This is a genomic window from Campylobacter concisus (assembly GCF_003048875.2).
Classification (GTDB): domain Bacteria; phylum Campylobacterota; class Campylobacteria; order Campylobacterales; family Campylobacteraceae; genus Campylobacter_A; species Campylobacter_A concisus_AU.
In genome coordinates this window covers 129200-149794 of record NZ_CP049264.1, presented here as the reverse complement: position 1 = coordinate 149794, position 20595 = coordinate 129200, and the positions used below count along the sequence as shown (strand labels likewise).

Annotated in this window: 18 protein-coding genes; all 18 read right to left on the bottom strand. The window is 33.8% G+C overall.

What is annotated here, in order from left to right; translation table 11 throughout:
- Positions 1 to 35: 35 nt before the first annotated feature.
- Positions 36 to 2531 carry a type VI secretion system Vgr family protein gene (locus tag CVT07_RS00790; RefSeq protein ID WP_196375740.1) on the bottom strand — a complete coding sequence of 832 codons (2496 nt, stop codon included), beginning with the start codon at positions 2529 to 2531 and terminating at the stop codon, positions 36 to 38.
- Between the two features lie 1313 nt (positions 2532 to 3844).
- Positions 3845 to 4213, bottom strand: a complete 369-nt coding sequence (locus tag CVT07_RS00785; RefSeq protein WP_087583047.1) for a hypothetical protein — start codon at positions 4211 to 4213, stop codon at positions 3845 to 3847.
- Positions 4210 to 4755 (bottom strand): hypothetical protein, encoded by a 546-nt coding sequence (locus tag CVT07_RS00780; RefSeq protein ID WP_230855714.1) that lies wholly within the window; start codon positions 4753 to 4755, stop codon positions 4210 to 4212. The genes CVT07_RS00785 and CVT07_RS00780 overlap by 4 nt, the downstream gene beginning before the upstream one ends.
- Positions 4752 to 5312, bottom strand: coding sequence for a hypothetical protein (locus CVT07_RS00775; RefSeq protein WP_230855713.1), 561 nt, complete (start codon positions 5310 to 5312; stop codon positions 4752 to 4754). The genes CVT07_RS00780 and CVT07_RS00775 overlap by 4 nt, the downstream gene beginning before the upstream one ends.
- Positions 5309 to 5863, bottom strand: a complete 555-nt coding sequence (locus tag CVT07_RS00770) for a hypothetical protein (protein WP_230855712.1) — start codon at positions 5861 to 5863, stop codon at positions 5309 to 5311. The genes CVT07_RS00775 and CVT07_RS00770 overlap by 4 nt, the downstream gene beginning before the upstream one ends.
- Positions 5860 to 6351 carry a hypothetical protein gene (locus CVT07_RS00765; protein ID WP_230855711.1) on the bottom strand — a complete coding sequence of 164 codons (492 nt, stop codon included), beginning with the start codon at positions 6349 to 6351 and terminating at the stop codon, positions 5860 to 5862. The genes CVT07_RS00770 and CVT07_RS00765 overlap by 4 nt, the downstream gene beginning before the upstream one ends.
- A gap of 187 nt (positions 6352 to 6538) precedes the next feature.
- Positions 6539 to 7060, bottom strand: a complete 522-nt coding sequence (locus CVT07_RS00760) for an Hcp family type VI secretion system effector (RefSeq protein ID WP_012001093.1) — start codon at positions 7058 to 7060, stop codon at positions 6539 to 6541.
- 64 nt (positions 7061 to 7124) lie between these two features.
- Positions 7125 to 8042 carry a hypothetical protein gene (locus CVT07_RS00755; RefSeq protein WP_107937406.1) on the bottom strand — a complete coding sequence of 306 codons (918 nt, stop codon included), beginning with the start codon at positions 8040 to 8042 and terminating at the stop codon, positions 7125 to 7127.
- 9 nt (positions 8043 to 8051) lie between these two features.
- Positions 8052 to 11540 (bottom strand): type VI secretion system membrane subunit TssM, encoded by a 3489-nt coding sequence (gene tssM, locus CVT07_RS00750; protein ID WP_107937404.1) that lies wholly within the window; start codon positions 11538 to 11540, stop codon positions 8052 to 8054.
- A gap of 77 nt (positions 11541 to 11617) precedes the next feature.
- Complete coding sequence (locus tag CVT07_RS00745; protein ID WP_107937402.1) at positions 11618 to 12514, bottom strand: type VI secretion system baseplate subunit TssG; 897 nt, start codon at positions 12512 to 12514, stop codon at positions 11618 to 11620.
- Entirely contained in the window at positions 12511 to 14229 is a 1719-nt protein-coding gene (tssF, locus tag CVT07_RS00740) for a type VI secretion system baseplate subunit TssF (RefSeq protein ID WP_107937400.1), read from the bottom strand. The genes CVT07_RS00745 and tssF overlap by 4 nt, the downstream gene beginning before the upstream one ends.
- Complete coding sequence (locus CVT07_RS00735) at positions 14229 to 14618, bottom strand: hypothetical protein (protein ID WP_012001091.1); 390 nt, start codon at positions 14616 to 14618, stop codon at positions 14229 to 14231. The genes tssF and CVT07_RS00735 overlap by 1 nt, the downstream gene beginning before the upstream one ends.
- A gap of 8 nt (positions 14619 to 14626) precedes the next feature.
- Positions 14627 to 16075 carry a type VI secretion system contractile sheath large subunit gene (gene tssC / locus CVT07_RS00730; RefSeq protein ID WP_107937398.1) on the bottom strand — a complete coding sequence of 483 codons (1449 nt, stop codon included), beginning with the start codon at positions 16073 to 16075 and terminating at the stop codon, positions 14627 to 14629.
- A gap of 2 nt (positions 16076 to 16077) precedes the next feature.
- Entirely contained in the window at positions 16078 to 16563 is a 486-nt protein-coding gene (gene tssB / locus CVT07_RS00725) for a type VI secretion system contractile sheath small subunit (protein ID WP_012001089.1), read from the bottom strand.
- Between the two features lie 80 nt (positions 16564 to 16643).
- Positions 16644 to 17927 carry a type VI secretion system domain-containing protein gene (locus CVT07_RS00720; protein WP_107937396.1) on the bottom strand — a complete coding sequence of 428 codons (1284 nt, stop codon included), beginning with the start codon at positions 17925 to 17927 and terminating at the stop codon, positions 16644 to 16646.
- Entirely contained in the window at positions 17928 to 18692 is a 765-nt protein-coding gene (icmH, locus tag CVT07_RS00715; protein WP_021086306.1) for a type IVB secretion system protein IcmH/DotU, read from the bottom strand.
- Positions 18693 to 18701: 9 nt separating this feature from the next.
- Entirely contained in the window at positions 18702 to 20096 is a 1395-nt protein-coding gene (gene tssK / locus CVT07_RS00710) for a type VI secretion system baseplate subunit TssK (RefSeq protein WP_103617862.1), read from the bottom strand.
- A 1-nt stretch (position 20097) separates the two neighbouring features.
- The gene (tssJ, locus tag CVT07_RS00705) at positions 20098 to 20565 is read right to left on the bottom strand and encodes a type VI secretion system lipoprotein TssJ (RefSeq protein WP_087583804.1); all 468 of its coding nucleotides are present in this window, start codon (positions 20563 to 20565) and stop codon (positions 20098 to 20100) included.
- Between the last annotated feature and the right edge of the window lie 30 nt (positions 20566 to 20595).

Genomic DNA, 20595 nt, shown 5'->3' with positions numbered 1-20595 from the left:
TATACTATTTTAAGACCTCTTTGCTTTTTATATTTTTACAGCGCTTTGATATCTCCGCCGATGACTCTTAGTCCCATGCTGTCAAATATCGCTTTTATGCCGCCAACTTCTATCACGACACTTGCGCCATTTATGGTTACTTTGGTGCTGCCTACTTGGTGGATGATCTCATTTTTAGCATTTACCTCGTATGTCGTCTCGATCTCGCTATACTTAGAGTCTGCCATCTCGGTGTGCTGCGCGGCTGTTTTTGTTGTAAAATTCGACTTAGCATTTATGTCGATGTAGTTGTTTGCCTGAAGCACGATGTGCTCGTTACTAAACTCATTTATGCCCTTTTGAGAGTTTAGCTTGTAGCTACCATCTATGTTTTGCTCTTTGGTACCTTTTATCTCTTTAGTCTCATCGTTGTGTATGGTTGTGTTGAGGTTTGATTTTATCTCGACAAATTTGTCATTGCCGACAAACTCGTGTCTATCTTGACCAACTCTAGTTGTATCATCAACAGCTACATTTAGTGTATTTGAGACGCCTACTACCGTATCTTTTGAAAGTCCAACCGTCGTTAGATATTCGCCACCGACATTTACGTTTTTAGCAAGATCTATCGTTTGGATGTGTGCTTTTTTGACCCTTTCGGTGTAGCTACCATGCACTTGAGAGCTTTTGTCGTTTAGGATCGTTTGAGAAAAGTCGTTATTTACTAGCTCGTCGTAGTCTTTCTCCGCTTTTACATAAATTTGCTCTTTATTTTTTAAGTTTGACAAAGTGATCTCGTTTATGCCGGTCTCGTTTGCACCGATTGTTTTTGAGCTAAGCGATGTTTGGTGGTAGTTGTTATCTACATTTACTAGTGGCATATTTGAGGCATTATATAGGCTGCCGCTTACCACTGGGTTGTCTATGTCGTTTTGCAAAAATGAGATGATCACCTCATCGCCGACCCTAGGTATCGCAAAGAAGCCAGAGCTGTTGCTAGCTATCGGCGTGATCACTCTTAGATAGGCACTTTTATGATAGCTTGCGTTTATGGTATCATCTTTATCTATCTGCTCTTGTGTGCTAAAGGCATTTAGTCTTACCTTTACCCTACCGTAGCTATCCGTATGGATGGTGTTTATTTGGCTGTTTAGCCCATCTTGTCCTACAACAAGACCTAGAGTGATGTCAGGCGCTTTTGGCTTTTGCTTGTAGCTTGGCACAAATTTCACACTGCTTGGGATGATGCTTAGTTCATTTGTATATGAGCTTATAAATTTCTTATCTTTTAAAGGGACATTGTCGCCTAAATTTAGAGTATTTTCTAAGACACTTTCGTCTATATAAGTGTGTTTTATGGCTATTATTTTAAACTCATATTCGCCACTACTTTGATCTATGGCGACTGAGATATTGTCGTTTAAATTTAGAGCAAAGACATTTGAGCTAGCGATAAATTCTTTTAAAAGCATATCGCTTCTTAGCTTTTTAAGATAGGTGCTGACCTCAAGCAACCTCGTATCACTAAATGAATACTCATCTAAATTTATATGCTTATCATAGATATTTACCTGCTCGTCAAATATCTTCTCATTTTTGCTCTCTAGTACGTTTGGATAGGCTGTGTTTTGAAATGAGTGGGTGAAGCTATTTGCTTTTAGAGTTTCGCTCTTTGTGATTTTATTTATGTGTTCGCTTGCAAGATTGTTATTTAAATTTACATTAAAGCTTACTTTTCTAGCCTCTTTGCCATTGCTCGGTTCGCTCTGTACTAGGCCTTCAGCTTGGTTACTATAAGCTAGGATAAAGGTATCGTGAAAGTAAATTTTCTCATTATCTTCGTAAAAATATATACCGCTATCATGGCAAAGTCTTGTTATAAAGGCTAGGTCACTTTCGTTGTACTGCGCTATAAATTCTTTTTTATTGTAGCTATTTTTGATGTTTGAGAAGTCTAGCTCTTTGGTTAGCCTTTGCTTGTTAAAAGACAAAATTTCTTTTACTACTTCAAGCACGCTTTGGTCTGTGTAAATTCTATTTGCTCTATTTATACTTAGTCTATATAGCGAAGATGTGAGTTTAAATTTGAAGAAATATTTTTTGTCTATATTTGTACTGCTATCGTCATCAACGCCTAGATACTCGACATCGCTTACTATGCCGCTAAAGTAGATATGGTCACTGCCATTATTGCCTGGGATGATACTCTTGTTCGTAGAAGATGGTCTTTTTATACTTAGCTTCATGCCTTTATCAAGGTATCTATATATGCCAGTTTGAGCGTTATCGTTATATATGCTCTCTAAATTTTCGTAAAGCGGGTTTTTGACTAAATTTATATAGGCAAAGCACTCTATGCTAAATATATCCTCTAAACTCTCATTTATATCAGCCCTTGTGACTATAAATTTATCGTTTGCTATCTGAAGAGTAGAGAAGGCATCGTTAGATACGCCATAATCTACAAAGCCGTCTGTTGCCACCGAGTTGCCAGATGCTAGCATGACTGGCCTAGTTAGTGATGATGTTGGTGATGTTATGTTTTTGTCCATTTGTTGCTCTTTCAATCTTTTTTCTAAACTATCATAGTTATTATTGGTTTCATTTGGTTTATTAAATAAACATTTGTATTGTCTCGCTTTTTTCTCTAAGTTTTCTCTTGATTTGTTAGGTGACTCATATAATACTTGTGCTATATCCCAAATTCTAGTAGTTCTTTGCAGGTTTGCATCATTTAATAAATTTATTTTTATTCCCTTAAAGTCATTAATATTAATGCTTGGATCTTTTTCAAAAATACTTTCTGTTGATATGCCAACCTCAGATAGTACAGTACCTACCACAGAATGACATACCTGAGAATTATCTCCTATTTGTACGGACAAAGTAGAAAAGTCGATAGTCGTATTATCAAGCTCTATTTCATAATCTATTTCCGGGTCTATTTTTTGTGCAGCATTAACCATCTTAGACCAATAATCATCTATATCGCTGTCATCTATGTCTAATTTTATATATTGCCACCCATTTGGTTTTTTACCATTATATGCATCAAGAGTTTGATCTATATCTTTATCTATATCTATTTTTAAATCCATGAAGTTAAAAGATGCAGCTTGTGTATTTGGTCCACCTCTAATTATCTTGGCTTCTCCAAAACCATCTCTTTTTACAAGGCTAGTATGCCAATTATTACCAAAAACAGGTACTCTTTCAAAGTATATACCTTTGGGCAAATACTGATTACTTATTTTTATATCAGGCATATTAATATTTCCCTACAATCTTGTACTTTTTAATAACTAAAATTTTTATAATACTATATACTATAGTTATAACCATAAAAATTGGTAGCACTAGTTGAACAGCCATTGCTAATCCCATCTCATTATAAAAACCAATTACATAAAATGGTAAAAAAACACATGTAAAAAAATAAAATTTAGAATAAGTATATAAGCTTGCATCATTAATCATATACTTAAAAGCCATGTATCTCAAAATAGCAAAAATAATCATGCACAAAGCCATAAATAATATGCCATAAAATTTTATATTACCTACATCATCAAATAAAAATCTAAAGTATAAAGCCAAAATAAAAGAAATAAAAAAATATACGGGATGCCCAAAACACATAATAACAACGGACAAATATTTAATAATTATATATCTGTAAAGACCACAAAAGTGCATTAGTAAATCTATTAAGACAATAACAATTATAATAAATGCAAAAATCCAAATTATATTCATTTTATAAACCAATTTTTATTTAATATTAATACTTTTGTATTATAAATTTTACGAAAGTATGAGAACCAATCTTTTTCACCCACAACTGAATAAATTGCAACTTTTGACATTATTGTTTTTCCTTATTATTAAACGCAATGGTTTTTAAAAGGTTTTTATTACTAGGTGGTGTACTGCTAGGTATCCAAGTTTCTTTATAAACATTTACTTTTATATTTGCTTTCGTTTTTATTTTTGCTATCTCTATATTTTCAAATATCTTTTTTAAAGCTTCATCGCCAGAGCTATATATATTTATATCGTAACGATTAAAAAAACATGCCCAAGTTCCATTTGCATCATCTTTACTAAGTCCTTGATATATCATTTTTTCAGCATATTGATTTTCATCAGTTAAACACTCTACTCCTTCGCACCCAACCAAAATGAAAGAGAGTGGTACTAAAAATAAAAGTCTATAGCCAAAATTTAGCATCATCTCTTCTCGCTTTCTAAAAGCTTATCTAAATCTTTTTCATCTCCTACTATCTTTAGTATAACCCTTAAATAGCCATAATGATAAGGATCTTGTCCATGTTCTAATAGTTTTTTGATTAATTTAAATTTTTCTTCTTTAAATTCTTTATATTTTTGAGTTTTTATAAATTCTAGTAGCTCAGGGCTTGCTTTTTTATCTTTTATGCCATCGCTATTTTCTCTAAAAAAGACCAGGAATTCTGTTGCGATGTCTCTTGTTAGCCACTTACTAGGAAATGTACCCTTTTGTAAAAGTAAATCAAGTGTTTTAGGCTTATTCATTGCATAAGTACTGTCAAGTAGATTTGGTTCATAATGCAATTTATCATTTTCTAAAGTAATGTTAGCATCACAACCAATCTTATCTATGTAATATTCTATGTCTTTAGCAGTATTTTCATCGGTTGTATTTTTGTCAAATACCACAGCAAACATATTTAAACAATTTGCTTCATGTGAATATAAAGATGTTATGAGAAATATGATTATTGCTAATTGCCTCATTGCGCTAATTCCTTTTTATTTCCATTATTTAATAAATTCTCTAAATCTTTGTCATCATTTATGAGTGTCAAAATATATTTTAAATATTCGTAGTCTTTTGGATCTTGTCCATACTGTAATTGCCTTTTAATTAATTTAAATTTCTCTCTTTTAAATTCTTTATATTTTTTAGTTTTTATAAAATCAAGTAGCTCTTTACTAGGAATTTTACTTTCAAAACCGACTTCATTATCTCGAAAAAAGAATAAGAATTCTGATCCCATAGAAAAAGCCAATCTGCCATTTGGTTTTGTGCCTTTATCCAAAAGATCATTAAAAGTTTTAAATTTATTCATCATAAAGGCAATTTCTAATAAATTTGGTTCATATCTAAGTCTTGCAGACTTTAAGGTAATATTTGCATTGCAACCAAATTTATCTATATAAACATTCATATATTTTGCTGTATTTTCATCACTTATTTTTTTGTTGGCTACTATATTAAACATATTTGCACAATCTAGGTAATGTAGATTATATATTGCAAGTGGTATAATAAATGAAATCAATATACTCATTTACTATCCTTTTTATATTGCTCTAGTAACCTATCTAAATCTTTTTCATTATTTACAAGCGTTAATACTTTCTGTAAAAGGATATAGCCTTTTGGATCTTGTCCATGTTCTAGTAGTTTTTTGATTAGCTTAAATTTCTCTTCTTTAAATTCTTTATATTTTTGAGTTTTTATAAATTCTAGTAGCTCAGGGCTTGGTGACTGCCCTTCTAACTTAACACCATTTTCTTCAAAAAAAAGCAAAAAGTCTAATCCTATTGAGCCAGCCAACCACGCATTAGGTACCGCGCCTTTTTCTAAAAGTTTGTCAATGCTTTTTGGTTTATTTGCATTATAGGCAAATTCTAACAAGCTAGCTTTCATCGTTAAATTTGGTAAATTTATACCAGCATTAGCATCACATCCGAGATCATCTATGTAGTATTTTATATACTTAGCCGTTTCAACATCGCTTAAATTTTTATTATAAATGAGTCCAAACATATCCGTACAGTTTGCTTCGTGTGAATATAAAGATGTTATGAGAAATATGATTATTGCTAATTGCCTCATTGCGCTAATTCCTTTTTAGCTCCATCTTTTAATAAATTCTCTAAATCTTTTTCATCATTTATAATTTTCAGAATAATCTTTAAAACTTTATAGTCTTTTGGATCTTGTCCATGTTCTAGGAGTTTTTTGATTAGCTTAAATTTATTTTCTTTGAATTCTTTATATTTTTGAGTTTTTATAAATTCTAGTAGCTCAGGGCTTGCTTTTTTGTCGTCTATACCGACACCATTTTCTCTAAAGAAAAATGCAAAGCTCATACCTATAGACGTTGCTAGGCTTGCATTAGCGGCTGTACCTTTTGCCAAAAGAGTATCAAAAGTTTTTGTTTTATTTGTATCATAAGCATACTCTAATAAATTTGGTCTTATTGAAAGATCTGGTATTTTAATAGTCATATTAGCATCGCATCCAAGATCGTCTATGTAGTATTTGATGTACTTAGCCGTTTCAAAATCACTTAAATTTTTATTAAAAATGAGTCCAAACATATCCGTGCAATTTGCTTCGTGTGAATATTGTGAATATAAAGATGTTATGAGAAATATGATCATAGCTAAGTGTTTCATATCGCATTTCACATATCATGGTGTTTTAAAAGATAATGATAAAAAGGGCTCATTTGTGTCCTTCCAACGAGAATATTGATATCCCTAGGGAGGATCCCTAGGTTATTTTTTAAGCTTTTTTAGTAGCTTCTCTCCAGTCATCGCTTCCGCTTGTACCTGCAGCTACGTGCTCCCAAACTATCTTTCTATAGTTCATTGAAACTTTAAAAAGCTCAGTTTTGTCGCTGTTTAGCTTGTCTTGAGCATTTGGGCTTACTAGAGTGATATCTGTTATAGTTGCATCTTCTAGTTTTGTAGTAAAGAAGTGCTCAGCGCCGCCGCTAGTTGATGTTCTATACCAGTGGATCTCAACCTCTGGAAGTCTCTCGCCTTGAGTTAATGCGTTGTAAAGAAGTGGAACAGCTTTGTTTAAAGATGTTGTAAAGCTAAATGGCTTATGTACTCTTTGTCCTGATGGTTGTCCACTTTGTGGATCTACTGGAACAGTTACGATGTGAGAAACCTCTTGTGCCATGATCTCATCTTCGTGACCTGACTGATAGCGATTACCGATACTAGCTTCTGTTGAAGCACCACTTGAGATAAGTCCTTGAGTAGAACCTTTCACCTTAATATACACTGGTTGTGACATATTTACTCCTATTAAAAAATTTGGTTATTTTAACTTTTATTAACTTTCTATTTTATTAAAAACATTACTTTTTTAACATATAGCTTTCAAGTGCTTTATGTAATAAATAATTAAACGCCTCTTTATCTTCTTTGGTGCTTTTTGTTACAGCACCAGAGAGATACTTGAAAAATGAATTATTCTCGACTATATCGTACATTTGACTATATAGCTCTTTGCATATAAGCTTAAGCAAAACAGCATTCACAAGCGTCGTGTTGTCACTTAGAGGCAGCGTTTTTATAATAGTTTCCATATCTTTTGTATTTAACGTCCTGCTCTGCTCACTTATAGGGCTCATGTTTGGCTGCACTTTTATACTCTCAACTAAATTCATCAAAAGATCATCCATGCTCTTTGCTGTTAGCATCCTTTGACTATTTATATCTTCTTCATCGAAATTTTGAGCGCTCTCATTTAAAATTAAAGGCGCATCATTGACATTTTCATTTAGAGTGATATCTTTTTCTTCGTCTATGAGAGAATTTATCTTTGGCTCTTCTTTAAAATCAACATTTGAGATTTTCCCAACTGGCTCAAATTCTTTATTATCAAGCTCATCAAAATTTTTGGTATTTTCTATGATCTTGTGAGCTTTACCGACATATTCGTCTATCCTAGAAGGATCTATAAATATAAATTTAAGCTCTCCTATCCTAAAAATATCTCCTGGGTTTATCACACTTTCATAATCATCAGGTAACTTCGAATAAGAATCGCTATAAAATATCTCGCATCCTTCGTATCCGCAAATGGTAAAAACACCCTCTTCAAAGCCTATATGAGCGTGCTTTGAAGCTATAGAGCCACTTGTATCGCTGCACGGAAATTTAACCGTATCTAGCGAGCCTATGTCTCCGCCGTTTTCATCAAAAATGACATACTGTGCCAAAAAGCTTGAAGCTTTATCGAAATTTTGTATAACCGCTGCTATTTCTTGCATATCTTTTCCTTAATAAAGCATCTTTCTTGGTAAATCAATAGTTGGTATGATATTCATAAGCTCTAAAAGCTCTCCGCCATTTGGAGTAACTTCAAAGCCAAAATATGACTCTTTTTTACCATCAAAGTTAAGCGTGCTAACGCCAATGCTACTGAAATTTGAAGCCTTTAAGAGCTTGTACCAGCCCCACTCTCCATCAAAGCTGATCTCTTTTTTATCACTGCCTGCATTTGAAACTGCATTAAATTTAAACTGAGTTGAGATATCAAAGCTTTTACTTGAGACAAGTAAATTTGATGGGATCGTATGATCATACGCCAAAGAATTATTTCCGTAGCCTATATTTATGTGGCTGAAATTTGCCGATAGATCAACCGCTTTTAAGTTATAGTTTAGTTTTAGCTCGTCATTTGAATCAAGCATCAAATTTGAAATTCTATCGATATAAGCGATATTTTCAAGGAAGCTTTTATTAAATCTTAGCTCTTTTGCATATTTTGGTCTTACCTTATAACCACTGCCAGTTTTGCTTAAAATTTGTTTTAGATATTTATCATAAAAGCTATTCCAAGTTCCGTCTTTGCCAAAAAATCTCTTAAATTCTTCGATGCTAACAGCTTTTGCTGAGTTTTCATTAAATGGATAATAAGGTTTTATAAGACTTTCAAAGTCATCAAGAACATCATCTTTATAAGCTGTTGCTAAAAGCGATGAAGCTCCATTTTCTACCTGTTTCCAAGCAAGTTTTGATAGCTTTTGATAGTACTCATTTAGCTCATCTGGAAGCTTTTTAGCGTCATTGTTGAGCACGATAAAAGGATCGTTTTCATTTTTTATGCCATTTATCGCATAAACGATCTTATCGTCACTGCTTTGAAGCATCTCAAAGTTATAGTCACTAACTTTTTTATATACATTTGTGACGTCATTGCTGATAAGATCTAGCGATCCGTCAGAATTTAGCGCATGATAGTTTGTAAATTTAGTGCTAAAGTCTGTAAATACACGTTTTATCTCGCTTGAAGCAAAGCCTAGAGAGTAGATGTATTTTAGTAAATTTTCATCATTTAAATTTGTATTTTGATTAGTTAGTTTTATAAGAGAATTTAGTGGGTTTTCTCTTTTTGACAAAATTTCAAGCTCATCTATGACCTCTTTTTTAGTAGCAAATTCATTTGGCTCGATCGCTCTTAAAATTTGGTTCCATTTATCAGCATAGTTTTGCAAGTAAAGCTCTACAACTGCGATGCTTAGCTCTTTTTTCTCATTTGAGCTGATATCTTTTAAAGATGAGTTGGTATCCATCAGCCATGACTCTATGCCTGCAGTCTCATCGATGTTTGAGCTAAGTTTTGCCAAGAAGTCTCTTAAATTTTCTTTTGTATAAATTTTATTAAATGGATTAAACGCCTCTTTTTCTTGAACTACTTGGTTTAAATTTTCAACCTCTTTTTTGATGTCATAGAATGATTTTTCATCTTTAAATGAGATAAACTCAAGTATCGAGTAGAGCCTTTTTGCTCTTTGAACAGGTGTTAGTTTAGTATTTGCAGCACTTTGAGCACTCTGATCTGCTGAAATGCTTAAATTTTTAGCATTTAAAATAGCTTCAATGTGTGCTAAAAACTCATTTTTAGCAACACCATATTTTTCAAATTTATCCCAGTTTGCAGCTATCCAAATTTTAAATAGATCTACGTTTGTATAGTTTTTATCAAAAAGTGAATCATACATATAAAAGGCTTTTATAAGCTTATCTGGATCACTCTCTGTTTTTAGGATATTTTCCATCTCAGTTAAAACTGTATTTTTGAAAAAGTCAGCACTAAGATCGTAATAAAGCGCTTTAACAGGCGCAAAACCCTTATAAGAAGTATCAAGAGTGATGTACTCAAATTTAGTATCGCCGCTAAAGATCCTTGGATAGTCGTTTAGACTTTGTTTTAGCAGATTTAAAAGCTCGATCTTTTGTGTAGCGGTAAGGTCTTTATACTTTTTACTATCAAGATAGTTAGAAATTTTATCTACGTTGTTAGCCGCAATTTGCTCTTTTGTATTTTTGATATTTAAAATATAACTAGAGCCAAAATAAACTCCCACACAAAGTGCAGCCACTAGGGCGAAATTTATAAATTTAATAAATCTATTTTGAGCGCCAAATTTAGTTACATTTGCTTTAAAAGCGATCTCTTTTAAAAATGATTTTACAAAGTAGCTTTGTTTGCTGTAATTATTTACCGCTCTAAGAAGTGGTTTTTTGATGCTGTATTTATCACAAATTGTATTTGTAAGGTAGTTTATAGGGATATTTTCTTGATATGCACTTACAAAATAAACTCCATTTATAACAGATGTGTTTTTAAGAGCATTTTGAGAGCTTAGCTTTGTAACAAAGTCTTTTACTAGCACAAAGAAATTTTCAAGCTGTTTTAAGAACAAATATGAGCGTTTTTTATCTTCTAGCATGTGCGAGATCGAGTTTTTGCTCATTAGGTGTTTAAATAGTGAGTCGCTTAAGCCCTTAAGCTCTGTCTCAAGTGTTTGAGCAGTGAAATTTGAGTCTAAATTTATACCAAGAGCTTTATTTGCCACGTCTTCATTAAATAATTTGAAATAATCACCCATACCATCTATAAGATCAAGCTTGCTAAAGACTACGTAAATAGGAAATTTAATGCCAAGATGCTTCTCGCAGTCATTTATCCTCTTTACCATATATCTTATAAGCTCGTCAAAATACTCTTGAGTGCCTTCTAGGAATTTTTTAGTATCGATGATAAGCACGGCACCGCTTAGTCTTGAGTTAAAGTCATTTCTCTTTAAAAAGTGTAAAAACTCGTTCCAAACGCCTTTTTTAAGTAGATAGTCTCTGTTTTTCTCTACATCATCTTCAGGAAGCTCCTCTGTTGCAGTTGGCTGATAGAGACTCTCTTGCGCAAAGTGAATGCCCTCAGTATCTAAAAGTGCTCCAAATTTTGATACATAAAGGTTAAAATTTGTCGTACTTTGGTGTATCTTTTTATATGTATCCAGGCTATCAGATAGAGGAAATTCGATATTTGAATAGTTTATAAAAGCACTTTTGCCAGCGCCCTCGTTGCCTATTATCATTATTAATGGCAATTTTTTGAAATTTATATCTTTCTTCCAAGTCGTTTTGGCGTCTTTTAGCGAAAGTAAGAAATTTCTCTTTGCCTTGCCAAAACTATCCATTGACTCTTTTTTGATCTCTTTTAGTTTGTCGTTTTTCTCATCTTTGCGTGATGCAAAATAGTTCATCAGCGGTCTGAGCAAGACAAAAAACAATATAACTGCCCAAAAAGCAACTAGCACGCTAACTCGTGAGCTAACGCTAGCAAAGCTGTATATATCGTTAAATGCTACAAGCGGAGCATATAGCCAAAACAAAACACTAAGAGCGATAGAGGTTACTAAAACAACACTGTGTTTAAACCTAAAAAATGTGAAAAATCTGCGTAAGTAGTCGATAAATGCCATAGCTGCAAATCCTTTTACAAATAAATATATTTCTTTTATGTAATTATATCAGATTTTTTTGATTTTGGAGTTAAATTTTATGAACAAAGTCTAAATTTTATAAAATTTGACATTTTTTTATCATTTTTAAGCCTTGAACCAAAGCCAATTTGACTACTTGTATATTTTGACCCGAGCTTAAACTGCATCTTATGAGAGTAATTTATCTTCAAATATAAATCAGAAACAAATTCATCATTAGTAAAATAAGAAAGAGTCTCTTGAAGCTCTTTAAATTTATCTTTTTTGGGGAAGAAATTCACAGCCTCTTCGTACTCTATGCCGTTTATAAAGACTGCGATCTTAGTTTGCTTTTCAAAAAGCTTTTTGCCAAGGATGAAATTTTTACCAAGTGTCCTATTTTTATGGCCTAAAGAGTTTAAATTTGATGGTGCTATGAAAATTTGATTTGGTAAATTTTCAAGTATAAAAAGCTTATCTTTTAGCCCAAAGTGGCTCTGAAGCGCAAATTCAACCTCTTTTTTTGGCCTTCTTTGGCTAACTGCAAGTGGCGAAAATGGCAGAAATTTCTTTGCCAGCTGCTTTTCTTTTATATTAAGCATATCAAGCAAGATCTTTGAAATTTTATCGTCAAGCTCATCTTCAAAAGATCTTGCGTAGTTTTTTAGACTAATGCTGTCAAAAAATAGCCAAAGTAAGTAGTTGTCAAAAAAATCAAAAAATAGCTCATAGCTATTGTCATTAGTCTTTGAAATTTTCTCTAAAATGTAGCTTGTTAGGTGCGAGCCGCTTCCTAAAAGACCCATAAAATTTACAATTATCTTTGTAAACTCCTGCTCATCTAAGCTCTCGAGCTCTTTGATCGGGTAGGCAAAACTCGAGCTATTTTTTAAAAATATCTCGCCCCTATCCCTATCTTTTAAGATATTTTTTATCAGTTTAAAAAAAGAAGCCTGGCTTATCTCTTCGTTCATACTAGCTCTTTCGTACCGCTTAAAAACCCATAATCAAATAAAATTTTACTCTTTACGCACTTGATCTTAAGCTCGCAAAATGAGTTAATAGAAGCAAATTTTGATAAAAACTTAGCCAAATTTATACCTAAAACATAGACATTTCCAAGGCTTTCAAACTCGCTCTCATCTATATAAAATATACAAAGCACTCCTCTTTTTGCAAAGCCGCCATCGACCCTATGGATCTGTTTTGTCTTTATCTCATGAAGCGAGCTAGAAAATTTCTTCAAAAACTCATCATCAGGTAGCATAAAGGCATTAAGCAGTGCCAAAAAAGAGCCTTTGTTTAGTATGCTTTGATAGCTAAATGACAAGATGCTAACCAGCCTCCAGAGTAAATTTCCATCTACATTTACACGTTTTACGCTAGTTGGGATAGTTAAATTTTTGGTTACTACACCTTGGTGATTTTGGATTTTGTTTATCTCGCCAAGTTTTAGATTAGTTGGTAGATCGCCATTACAGCAAAGTGTCTCGATGCTCACGGTCTGCTCTTTGGTGTCATTTTTAAAAAATGAAATTTCTTTGTAAGAGTTTAGCTTCATATCTATTTTATTGCTTACAAAGTAATAATCTTTTGATCTTTGGCTATTTAAAAACTCAAATCTCTCAAAGCTTTTGTAGTTTTTAAGTATCCTTTTTTCATTATTGCTGCTGTGAGCGACGACCTTTGTGATAGAGACTATCTCGTATGCGTTTATGTTTGAGCGGTCGATGAAAATTCTATACTCACTTCGTTTGTTGTTGTTTTGTATAGGCTCAGCGCCTTTTGCAAACAAATTTATCGCTGGCGTGGCAAAAAGAGAGAAATACTCTAGCCTTGGCACATAGCCATTTGGCATATCTTTTGAAAAGACAAATTTGATGTTAAAGCTTTTTGCGTCAAATCTCTTTAAAAAACCAAGTCCATTTATACGGATGAAATTTAGTTTAGATGAAAAATACGAAAGCTCTTTTATAAGCTCAAATGCCTCAAAACCAAACTCATCGCTATTTATCAAAGCTTCATCAAATTCATCCAAGCTAAGCTTGTCAGCTCCAAGTTTTATCTCTTCATCGCTATCTTCAAAGCTTATGACTATAAATTTTAAGTAGTTTTTTAGCCACATCAAAAGGGTTGAAGAGAAGTATATGTTATCGCCAAGGTATAAATTTAAAAAGTTGGTATCTAGATCTTTGGTGCTAAGCTCATCTTTGGTGATAGATATGTTTAAATTTAAAAGATAGTCGCTTTTGTTGTTTGACATGAAAGCTTTTGATATCTTTAGTGGAAGCAAATTTACGTCATATATCGTCTGAAATTTACAAGCCACGCCGTTTATTGGCTTTGACTCTATGATGCTGCCCTTTGGTATAAATTCCTTTTTTTCTGAAAAATCATCTCTTAGAGCAAATTCTTGCATGCAAACTGAGGGGAAAGGATTTGTGTAGCTTGGCATTAAGATATTTATCAAAGACTCGGCTATTAAGGGGATATTTTCATCTAGCTCTTGTCTAATCCTTGATGTCAAAATAGCCATATTTTCTATGATACTCTCAACATCAGGATCTTTGCTTTTAGTATCTAAAAATGGTGCAACTTTTGGGAAATTCTTTATAAAAAGTGCTCTTGTTTCGTCAAGATACGCCATCTCTTTTTGAAAATAAGCTAAATTATTTTCATTATAATCCATTATAAAATCTCACAATATCTATTGTTCTTAAAAATAACCTTTAGCAAATACTCTTTGAAATTGTCGTTTTTATGCTTATAGTTTATGTTAAAGATGATGCGCCAAGGCTTTAGCGAGTCATCATAGCCGATAGAAGTTATCTCTATTCTATTTTCGTTTGAGGTGATTAGCTCATATATCGCCATGCCAAGTCTATGGCCAAGCTCGTTTATCTCGACCCCAACCGACCAAAGATCGATGATACTATCATTTAAACGGCCGTAGTTTCCAAGCCTTGAGTTTAAGATAGTATCGATGTGATCTTTGATGTCGCTGTCTAGATCTTTAAAATATGGACGAAATTTTGACTCATCACTAAATTCATATAAAATTTTATCTATCAGCGACATGCTTAAATTTACTCTTTATCCAGCTTACCAACCAAAGAAAGCTCGAAATTTGCCCCCATAAATTTAAAGTGAGGTCTAGCTAGAAGCTCTATCTTGTACCAGCCTGGCTCACCAGCTATATCGCTAACGATGACTTTTGCACTTCTAAATGGCCTTCTACTTCTTACATCAGCTGGTGGGTTTTCCTGATCTGAGATGTACTGTCTTAGCCACTCATTTAAGCCACGTTCAACGTCACTGCGCTCTTTCCAAGTACCGATCTCTTCTCTTTGAAGTACTTTTAGATAGTGAGCCAAACGAGAGATTAAAAAAACATATGGAAGCTGTGTGCCAAGTCTAAAATTTGTCTCAGCAGCTTTGCCTTCTGGAGTATTTGGGAAAACTTTAGGTTTTAGCACTGAGTTTGCAGAGAAAAATGCTGCGTTGTTGCTATCACGTCTTAGCGTAAGCGTGATAAAGCCATTTTCTGCAAGCTCAAATTCTCTTCTATCTGTGATCAAAACTTCGGTTGGAATTTTTGTCTGAACGCTTCCGTAGTTTTCATAAGTGTAAGTTGGTAGGTCTTTTACAGCGCCGCCACCTTTTGGCCCGATGATGTTGCCACACCATCTATAGTCCGCAAAGCTCTCTGTAAGCCTTGTAGCAAACGCATAAGCGCCGTTGCCCCAAAGCATATCATCGTGTTTATCAATGCTTTCGCGGTAGTTAAAGCTTTTTATAGGATTATCTTCTGGGACATATGGAGATCTGGTAAGAAATCTATTTACCATACAACCTGTATATTTTGCATCTTCGTTCTCTCTAAAAGTTCTCCATCTTGTGTATTGAGGACCTTCAAGTAGGCTCTTTAGATCTTTTATGTTTTCAAGTTCGCCAAAGTTATCAAGTCCAAAGAATTTAGAAGATAGCGAAGTTAGAAGCGGAGAGTGGCTCATCGCCGCAATTGATGACATTTTGTTTAAGAAAGTCATGTCTTGATTTGACTTATCTAGCTCATAGTCAGCAACTATCGCACCAACTGGCTCACCACCAAATTGACCATACTCAGCTGAGTAAATTTGCTTATAAAGTGTGCTTTGAGTTATATCTAGATTGTTTTCAAAGTCATCTAAAATTTCCTCTTTTGTAGCGTCTAAAAGATCGATCTTTACGTTTTCGTTGAAATTTGTTCTCTCAACCAAAAATCTAATGCCACGCCAAGTAGACTCTAGCTCTTGGAAAGATTTGTTGTGTAAAATTTCATCCATCTGAGCTGATAAAAGCGTGTCTATATGGGCTATCATCTCATCAAGTGCTAGCTTGTTTATCTTCTCTTCAGCGTTGTTTGTTGTGATGATATTTGAGATAAACTCGGCAACTCCTTGCTTTACTACGCTATAACTTTCATCATCTTTTGTATATTTGCTCCTTTGCATTATGCTTTCAATGATAGGAGTTTTTACTTTAGTTTCAGACATTTTTATTCCTTATCTTTTTCGTCTTTAAGCTCTAAAAGAAGCTGTTTTCTACTATCTTCATCCTTAATAGCCTCTAAAACCGCTTTTCTAAAATCAGGCATATTGCCCATAGGTCCTTTTAACGCAACTAAAGCCTTTCTAAGCTGCAATAGCTTTTTTAGCTCAGGGACTTGGTTGATGATATTGTCTGGATTGAAGTCTTGAATGCTTTCAAAATTTAGATCGATATTTAGATCTTCGCTACCAGAATTTAGTCTATTTTTCACTGAAAATTCAGTATGAATGTCTAAACTTTTCATAACTTGATCGAAATTTATCTTATTTATAGAGACAACTTCGCGATCTTCAAGTGGAGTTTGGTTTTCACCAGTTAAATTTGAAACTACCATCAGCTTTAATGGAAGCTCGACATCTGCTTCTTGGTTGTTTGTTTTGGTTCTATAAACAATGTTTATACGTTCTTTTGGTGGGATTGAATTCTCTGCCATAATAACATCCTTTTTTTGAGTAAATGATTTAAGAATTATAATTAAATAAAATTAAAGAAGTTTTAAAAAAACATATTTTATCACAAAAATGTTTTTGCCTTTATATAAATATCTGACAAATAATCCTTAAGCTCGGTGTTTTCTATAAATTTAACTATTTGCGAATATACAACTTTCGCGTTGTTGTCCATGCCTTGGCTTGTAAAAATTTTGGAAAGCTCTAACAAAAAGCTAAGCTCACTTTGCGAATTTGTTGCATATTTGCTTCTATCAAGGGCTTTTATCAGCTCTTCAAAGCTCATATCTTTTTTCATTTCGTCACTAGAAATAAAATTTGCGCTCTCTTTTTTACTAAAAAATTTAGCACTCTCTTCGCTAAAAAATGCCTCTTCACTTTGAAATTTAAGCTTTTTCATATCTGGGAATTTTTCTATAAAATTTAAAGTCATACTAGAAACTAGCTCGCTTTGCTCGCTTAGTCCAGATGATCTTAAAAATTCACAAAATATCCTAACGCCATCTATCCAAAATGGATTAAGAGATAAATTTCTTATAAATTTCTCTAAATTACCAAGGTTTGCTTCTTTCATATTTTTAAAAAGTAAGATCAAATTTTCATCAGGATAGCGTATCTGCGTCACTTGCTCGCTGCTAATTGGCAAAGCCTTGATCCTGCCCCACATCGCCTCAAAGACAAGCGAGTAAGCGGTCAAATTTTTTATATCATTTTTTAAAAGCGAGATGGATAAATTTACAAAATACTCCCTAAACTCTCTATCACTAAATGTACTAATGTCACTACTGCCAAAAGAGACACTTTGCGTGTAGCTTGGCTCGGTCTTTTGCGGCTGCTGCTTTGGCTCCTCTACTCTTTGAGCTTGCTCGCTTTTTTCTTCTATATAAAGCGTGTCAAAGTGCGTGCTAAGCTCGCGTGAGAGCTCAGGTACAAGCTCATTAAAAGCTCTTGCGTCCGCTTCGTCTAAATTTATACCGTCCCTATGGGCTTGCGTAAAAAGCTCTATCGTTTGGGCAAATATCTTTTTTTTAGCAGGCACTTGCTTTTCATTTTTGGCTAATAAATTTGGCTCTTGTTTTAGAGTAGTGAGAAAAAATGAAAAGGCCTCGATTAGGGTTTTAAAACTATCTTTTTGGTTTAAATTTACAGCAGAGATCGCTAAGAAATTTAAAAGCTTTACATCGAGGCTAAATTCGCTTAATGCCTTTAAAGACGAGCTATAAACAAAGTCCCATTTTATCGTATCGTGAGTCAAAGTCTTATACTTTGACATCTCGTCTATAAGGCTGATGTAGAGTTCGTTTTCTGAAAAGTTTTCGCTAAATTTGTTGAAAAACTTATCTTGCACTTACTTTTTGTCCATAAAATTTTCTATTTTATTGTTTAAAACGCTGTCGTTTTTAACGTTGTTTTGATCCATCGAGTAGGTGCTATATAAAAATGCAGCCGCAATAGCTGCAAGCGCTATAAGGATAAAGTAAAATTTCAAATGCCTTAGTGAAAATATCTCAAAAAAGCTTCTCTTTTTAGTTTTTAAATAGCTCTTTTCAAATACATTTTCATCGGCCTTGATAAGTGGTGAAACGGCTGAGGCTATATTTTCACAAAGGTATGAAATTTTCTCGTTGCAATCTTCCTGCGCCTCATATTTGCCCTTGTATCCAAGCACCAAACAAGCGTAGATAAACTCTAAAAAGTCCTTGTTTTTGCCAACATTTTCAAACCATTTATCCATGATGCCAAAGAATTTGTTGCCACCTAAATTTTCGTTGAAAAATCTTGTAGTTAAGGTGTTGTTCGCCCAAAAACTATTCATAAAAATTTCATTTTTAAGCAAACTCTCATCGATAAAAACGCAAAGGCAATATCTAAGCCTAATGATATCGTCCTCTTCATAAATGCCCAAATTTGAGATCTTTGAAGTGGTGCTTAATATATCATTTATCAGCTTTTCACGTAAATTTTGCATCTCACTTTGTGAAAAATTTTGAAGTTTTGATACTCTGTTTGCCAAAAGAAGCAGTGGTAGCACATGATCTAGGGCAGGATTTGCGCCAAGTCCTAGAAGCTTTGTCTGGCTTAAAACTGAAATGTCATTTTGATTTTCACTCATTTTTTGTCCTTATAATAAAGCCCACATTTTAATGTCAGCGTTTGATAAATTTGCTGTTATATAGACGCTAATAACGCTTTGATTTGCGAAGCTTTTGAAAATTTCATCTTTTTTATCGATCTTGTAGTAGATATAGTCATTTAGCTTTGGCAATGTACTAGGTATAGCTGAAATTTGCTCTACGTTTATGCCACGAAGCTGTGATGAGACGATACTTTTGATGTTTGATTGGGTGTGGATTTTGCACTGTTCTTTGAAATTTTTAAGCAGGTACTCATTTTTTGTATCGCTATGGATAGCAAAGTAAATTTCTGAGTTTTCTATTATGCTTGGGTTATCAAAGACGCAGTCAAAAAAGCCGTGATTGTTTTTGACGATCTGTGCCATGACGTATTTTGGAGACAAGATATGCGAGAACAAAAGCCTAAGATTGTTTATTAACGGTACGAAAGTTTGACTTAAGTTGTTGTGATCATAAGCTATAAATTCGCTAAAACTATCATCGTGACTTAGGGCTAGCAGATCAGCTTGAAAATCAACCAGCTTTTCATATAGATACTCTGGATGAATTTTGTCTCTTTTGAAAAGATATGAGAATATCAAGTGCCATTTTTTCAGCATATTTAGCGTCAAATATGTTGAAATATCAAGCCTATTTTTCGCCTGATCTATACCGCCTAAAAGCCCAGTATAGCTCTCTTGATGCTGCTTTGTAGCAAAGCTAAACTCATCTATAAAGCTAGTGATGAAAGAATTTTTACTGATATCGATGCAGGTTGGGATAAATTTCTCATCAAGCGTTATTTGCTTGTTTAGGTCGATGTTTTTTATCCTGCAAATAGGCACGCTAAGCTCATAAGGCGTCTTTGAGCCAAGCACTCCTAGAGCCGATCTTTGGCTTGCTAGGATCAAATTTTCTTTATCCTGCGTAAAAGCAGACGAAAGCTCAAAGTCGTCTTTGTCATCTAGCTCGTTCAAGATATCGTTGCTAGCTTCATCATGCACTCTTGAGCTAATGAGCGCTTGTTTAGCTGTAAATTTTAGATTTGGCAGGTTGTTTTGCAAGCTAACATCAACAAGCCCCGAGCTAACTGGTAGCTTTAGCACTATGACAGCAGAATTTAGCTCGCTAGGGCTTATCTCAAGTGGCTCTGGTAGGTCGTCTTGACCTGGAGCGTTAAATATCGTACCATCTTGTGAGATGCAAGAAATTTTATTTAGCCCTATCTTGCCTTGAAGCAAAAGCTCACTTGAGATCTCAAGCTCCAAAACTCCATATAAATTTGATAAAGACGAGACGGTTTTTAGGTTTAAATTTCTCTCAAAATACCTCTCTTGCTGCTCGAAATGAACTTTATCAACGTTCATCCCGTTGTACCAGACAACTTTTAGTTTATCAGACATTTTATTTGCTTGCTTGTATCTTAGAGCTACTAGCGTCTATGGTATTTACGCCATTTTTAGTTATCTCAAAAACTATATTTTTCTCTTTTGCTTCTTTTGTTGATTTGTAAGCTTTGATATTTGTCTTGCTTTGATCAGCATAAAGCACCAAAATGCCTACGTATGGCACTTCGTCTGGATCGACATTTGTAAAAGCGTATCTGTTTGTGTTTGGCTGAATTTGCGTTTTTATCGAGTCTATCTTGTCTTGACCAAGTATGTCACCATTTTTCTCAGCTAGATCAACTATGCTAGCTTGCTGAAATTTTGCCACATCTTTCAGCTTGTAAGCGATGATAGTCACTGGTACGTTGTCACCGTGGTAGTTTAAGTTTGAATTTGGAGTGTTGCTTATGATAAGATCTTTTGCACATCCTGCGATAAATAGCATAAAAATTAAAGAACAAAGAAATTTAAACGTTTTCTTCATGGTTTCCTTTACCTCACGTTAATAATATTA